This window comes from Streptomyces anatolicus (assembly GCF_019400875.1).
In the GTDB taxonomy this organism is placed as follows: domain Bacteria; phylum Actinomycetota; class Actinomycetes; order Streptomycetales; family Streptomycetaceae; genus Streptomyces; species Streptomyces anatolicus.
This window is the reverse complement of the sequence record NZ_WMBF01000480.1, coordinates 1-4,813: the sequence shown is the minus strand read 5'-3', so window position 1 is coordinate 4,813 and position 4,813 is coordinate 1. Positions and strand designations below refer to the sequence as shown.

The window sequence follows — 4,813 nt, the reverse complement described above, 5'->3', positions numbered from 1 at the left end:
TCCCCCCGGAGCGGCGGCCCCCGTTCCCCCGATCCTTCAGGCCTCCAGCTCGCCGAAGGACTCCTCCTGGTCGCGGCCAAAGCTGAGGACCTCGTCCTCGCGCAGCCGGCGCAGTGAGCGCCAGATACTGGACTTGACCGTGCCCACACTGATGTCGAGGATGTCCGCGATCTCCGGGTCGGTGCGGCCCTCGTAGTAGCGAAGGACCAGCATCGTGCGCTGGAGTTCGGGCAGCCGGGCCAGGGCCTGCCACAGGACCGCGCGCAGCTCCGTGCCGCGCATGGCGTCCGTGTCACCCACCGTCTCCGGCAGTTCCTCGGTCGGGTACTCGTTCAGCTTGCGGCGGCGCCACGCGCTGATGTGCAGGTTCGTCATGGTGCGGCGGAGATAGCCCCCGACCGCGGCCTTGTCGCTGATCCTGTCCCAGGCGCGGTACGTCGAGAAGAGGGCGCTCTGGAGCAGGTCCTCGGCCTCGAAGCGGTCGCCGGTCAGGTGGTAGGCCGTCGCGTACAGAGAGGCGCGGCGCTCCTGGACGTAGGCGGTGAATTCCGCCTCCGACAAGGTCTTCCGCTCCCCCGAGCCCTCCCCGTACGCGTTCTTCCCGTGCGGCGCGTCAACCACCGTCATGTACGTGGTGTGCTGACGCCCGGCGCCGCGAGCGCACCCCCGCCCGCTCACGGCACCGGACTTCTCAGATCCCCGTCCGACGTCGTGGAGACGCGTGACAACTGCGCTTGAGCTGGTGCTGTGCAGCGTATTCATCTCGCGCCCCCCATCGGTGGAGTCCGGCTTTCCCCGTCTTGCTTCCGTGCTTCTTGCGTGTGACCAGAACTCTGCCGGACCCACTTCATGACGGTGTCCGCCGACTGTCACAGGCCTGTCACAGGGCTTTGGCACCCCTTCCGTGCGTGAGGGTGCGGTGTGGGAGCGCTCCAGCAGTCGAAGTGCGGCCGGGCATGGGACAGAATGACCTCCGTGCCTTCCCTGTTGCTGATCGAGGACGACGACGCCATCCGGACGGCCCTGGAGCTCTCGCTGACGCGCCAGGGGCACCGGGTGGCCACTGCTGCCACCGGCGAGGACGGCCTGAAACTGCTCGGCGAGCAGCGGCCCGACCTGATCGTGCTGGACGTGATGCTGCCGGGCATCGACGGGTTCGAGGTGTGCCGTCGCATCCGGCGCACCGACCAGCTGCCCATCATTTTGCTGACCGCGCGCAGCGACGACATCGACGTGGTGGTGGGCCTGGAGTCCGGCGCCGACGACTATGTCGTCAAACCCGTGCAGGGGCGGGTCCTCGACGCCCGGATCCGGGCCGTGCTGCGGCGCGGTGAGCGGGAGGCCAATGACGCGGCGACGTTCGGTTCGCTCGTCATCGACCGGGCCGCGATGACCGTGACGAAGAACGGCGAGGACCTTCAGCTCACCCCCACCGAGCTGCGGTTGCTCCTGGAGCTGAGCCGCAGGCCCGGACAGGCCCTGTCGCGCCAGCAGTTGCTGCGGCTCGTGTGGGAGCACGACTACCTCGGCGACTCGCGGCTCGTCGACGCGTGCGTGCAGCGGCTGCGCGCCAAGGTCGAGGACGTGCCCTCGTCGCCCACGCTGATCCGCACGGTGCGCGGGGTCGGATACCGGCTGGACACGCCTCAGTGACCAAACCGCAGGACAAGCTCCGCGGCCTGCCCGCGGCGCGCAAGGCCCTCCTGGCGGGGTTGCGCCTGACGAGCCTGCGCCTGAGGCTCGTCGTGGTCTTCGGCCTGGTGGCGCTCACCGCCGCCGTCTCGGCCTCCGGCATCGCGTACTGGCTCAACCGCGAGGCGGTGCTGACGCGCGCCCAGGACGCGGCGCTCAAGGACTTCCGGCAGCAGATGCAGACCCGCGCGGGCGCGCTGCGCGCCGACGCGACGCAGGAGGAACTGCAGGCGGCCGCCGGGCAGATGGCCAACAGCAGCCAGGGCTACAGCGTGCTCCTGGTCGCCGAGAAGAAGGGCGGCGGCCGGATAGTCGGCTACTCCGACCTGGACGCGTTCACGCTCGCCAAGGTGCCGGGCTCGCTGCAGAAGGCCGTGCTCAAGAAGCAGGAGCTGAACTCGGGCAACGACAGCCCGTACCACCTGTACTGGCAGCGGACCGTGGACCACGGCGACCCGTACCTGGTCGGCGGCGCCACGGTGATCGGCGGGGGCCCGACCGGTTACATGCTCAAGTCCCTGGAGCCCGAGGCCAAGGACCTCAGCTCGCTCGGCTGGTCCCTGGCGATCGCCACGGCCCTGGCGCTGATCGGCTCCGCGCTGCTCGCGCAGGCCGCCGCCACGACCGTACTCAAACCGGTGCACCGCCTCGGGGTCGCCGCCCGCAGGCTCGGCGAGGGCAAGCTCGACACCCGGCTGCGCGTGTCCGGCACCGATGAACTGGCCGATCTGTCCCGGACGTTCAACAGGACCGCCGAGAACCTGGAGAAGAAGGTCGCCGACATGAGCGCCCGTGAGGAGGCGTCCCGGCGGTTCGTCGCCGACATGTCGCACGAGCTGCGTACGCCGTTGACGGCGATCACCGCGGTGACCGAGGTCCTGGAGGAGGAGCTGGACGCGGAGACCGGTTCCGTCGATCCGATGATCGAGCCGGCCGTGCGGCTCGTGGTGAGCGAGACGCGCCGCCTGGGCGACCTCGTGGAGAACCTCATGGAGGTCACCCGCTTCGACGCGGGCACCGCGCGCCTCGTCCTCGACGACGTCGACATCGCCGACCAGATCACCGCGTGCATCGACGCGCGCGCCTGGCTCGACGCGGTCGAACTCGACGCCGAGCGGGGCATCACCGCCCGGCTCGACCCGCGCCGCCTCGACGTCATCCTGGCCAACCTCATCGGCAACGCCCTCAAGCACGGCGGCTCCCCGGTGGAGGTGTCGGTGCGGCTCGAGGACGCGAAGCTCGTCATCTCCGTACGCGACCACGGTCCCGGCATCCCCGAGGACGTCCTGCCGCACGTCTTCGACCGCTTCTACAAGGCCAGCGCGTCCCGGCCCCGGTCCGAGGGCAGTGGCCTCGGCCTGTCGATCGCCCTGGAGAACGCGCACATCCACGGCGGCGACATCTCGGCGGCCAACTGCCCGGACGGCGGCGCCGTCTTCACGCTGTGGCTGCCGTGCGAGAGCGAGAGCGAGGTCGGCTGCCAGGCCGCCGATGTCCCCGCCGAGGGAGGCCAGGCATGAACGGGCGACGGATCCGGGCCGCGGCGGCCACGGCGGTGCTCGCCGCCGCGCTCGCGGGGTGCGGCATCAGGTCGACGGAGGTGCCCACCGACTTCGGGCCCGCCCCCTCGCGGGTGCCGTGCGTGATGTCGGGCTCCAGCATCGCCTCGCAGTCGGGCAGCGGGGTTCCCGTGGAGGTCTTCCTGGTCTGCGCGGCCCAGCTGGTGAGCGTCGACAGGACCGTGCGGGTGCGCGAGAACGAGGCCGACGAGACCGTCACCGACCGGGTGCGGATCGCCCAGTCCCTCCTCGACGAGCTGGCGGCGCCCCCCTCGGACCCCGAGAAGCAGGCGGGCCTCGCCACGGACGTACGCGCAGGCGCCCGGGTCTCCGGGCCCGCCGATGGCGACCCCGAGGACACGCTGCGCTTCAGTACGCCGCCGGAGGACCTGTCCGCGTTCGCGCTCGCGCAGATCGTCTGCACGCTGGCCGACAGCGCCGCCGCGGCCGAGGACCACACGGTGATCATGGGCGGCCCCGCGGACGATCCGCTGCGGCGCTACACCTGCACGCCCGAGGTCCGCTCCCGGCCCGGCACGGTCGCGCTGCCCACCGAGACCGTGAAGTAGCGGGTGTCACCGGGTACACGGAACCGATCCTGCCGCCTCTGGCGTCTTGGGGGGCGTGCGTCAAGGCTCGGGCGGCCGTACTGCCGCCATCCGCTTCCGTGCGGCGGGAGGACTCCTCCTCGTCGCACACCTCCTGCTCGTCGGGTGGATCACGCTGCGTCCGCTGGACGTCCCCTGGATGAGCGCCGCCAATCTGCGGCCGCTCGCCGGGATCAAGGCGGACCTGGCGCTCGGCGGCCTCCAGGCGGCCCGCCGGATCGGTGAGGCGCTGCTGCTGCTCGCCCCGCTCGGTGTGCTGCTCCCGCTGGCCGGCGGACGGCTCGTCGTCTCGCCGTGGGGTTCGCTCGTACGTACGGTCGCGGCGGGGGCGCTGCTCTCGCTCGGCATCGAACTGCTCCAGACCGGGGTGCCCGGCCAGGTCGTCGACGTCGACTCGCTGCTCCTGAACACCCTCGGGGTGGCCCTCGCGCATCTCGCGGTGGTGCCCGCGGCCCGGGCCAGGCTCCGCCGTCTCCAGGGCCGGGAGTATGTCCCGGCCCTCCGGCGGGAGGAGGCCTCTCAGGGGTCGACCCCGACGATTCCCAGGGTCGGGATCGCACCGTAGGGGGACGTTCCGGGCGAGGGGGTACCCGTAGCTTTGAAGCATCGAGGCACACACCGCCTCGTCCCCACGCTTCACGAAGGAGCCCGACATGACCGCCCTTACCCGCCCCACCCACGGCCGGATGATCGGCGGAGTCTGTGCCTCCCTGGCCAAGCGCTTCGGCACCTCCGCCACCACGATGCGCGTGATCTTCGTGGCGTCCTGCCTGCTTCCCGGCCCGCAGTTCCTGCTCTACATCGCCCTGTGGTTCCTGCTGCCGTCCGAGGACAAGGCCACCCGTCAGGCCTGGTGACGCCGCCCGCCGGACAACGCGATGGGGCGCCCCTCCTGCTGGAGGGGCGCCCCATTCGGCGTACGCGAGAAGGGTCAGCCGAGCGGCAGGCCGTTGA

The 4,813-nt window shown here is 71.3% G+C and carries 6 protein-coding genes; 5 read left to right on the top strand and 1 reads right to left on the bottom strand.

The window, feature by feature from the left end; translation table 11 throughout:
* Positions 1-36 precede the first annotated feature (36 nt).
* Positions 37-762, bottom strand: a complete 726-nt coding sequence (locus GKQ77_RS27855) for a SigE family RNA polymerase sigma factor (RefSeq protein WP_219691688.1) — start codon at positions 760-762, stop codon at positions 37-39.
* Positions 763-975: 213 nt separating this feature from the next.
* On the opposite strand from GKQ77_RS27855, the gene afsQ1 reads away from it, so the two are divergent.
* The 5 genes from afsQ1 (at position 976) to GKQ77_RS27830 (ending at position 4,716) form a co-directional block, all read left to right on the top strand.
* The gene (gene afsQ1 / locus GKQ77_RS27850; protein ID WP_030779097.1) at positions 976-1,653 is read left to right on the top strand and encodes a two-component system response regulator AfsQ1; all 678 of its coding nucleotides are present in this window, start codon (positions 976-978) and stop codon (positions 1,651-1,653) included.
* Positions 1,650-3,212 (top strand): ATP-binding protein, encoded by a 1,563-nt coding sequence (locus tag GKQ77_RS27845; RefSeq protein WP_219691687.1) that lies wholly within the window; start codon positions 1,650-1,652, stop codon positions 3,210-3,212. Before afsQ1 ends, GKQ77_RS27845 begins: the two co-directional genes overlap by 4 nt.
* The gene (locus GKQ77_RS27840; RefSeq protein WP_219691686.1) at positions 3,209-3,820 is read left to right on the top strand and encodes a hypothetical protein; all 612 of its coding nucleotides are present in this window, start codon (positions 3,209-3,211) and stop codon (positions 3,818-3,820) included. Before GKQ77_RS27845 ends, GKQ77_RS27840 begins: the two co-directional genes overlap by 4 nt.
* 55 nt (positions 3,821-3,875) lie before the next feature.
* Entirely contained in the window at positions 3,876-4,424 is a 549-nt protein-coding gene (locus GKQ77_RS27835) for a VanZ family protein (RefSeq protein WP_308117813.1), read from the top strand.
* Between the two features lie 88 nt (positions 4,425-4,512).
* The gene (locus tag GKQ77_RS27830; RefSeq protein WP_125514656.1) at positions 4,513-4,716 is read left to right on the top strand and encodes a PspC domain-containing protein; all 204 of its coding nucleotides are present in this window, start codon (positions 4,513-4,515) and stop codon (positions 4,714-4,716) included.
* Positions 4,717-4,813 lie beyond the last annotated feature (97 nt).

Coding starts and splice junctions, on each gene's coding strand:
- GKQ77_RS27840 (WP_219691686.1), top strand. CDS start 3,209: ATGAACGGGCGACGGATCCGGGCCGCGGCGGCCACGGCGGTGCTCGCC.
- GKQ77_RS27830 (WP_125514656.1), top strand. CDS start 4,513: ATGACCGCCCTTACCCGCCCCACCCACGGCCGGATGATCGGCGGAGTC.
- GKQ77_RS27855 (WP_219691688.1), bottom strand. CDS start 762: ATGAATACGCTGCACAGCACCAGCTCAAGCGCAGTTGTCACGCGTCTC.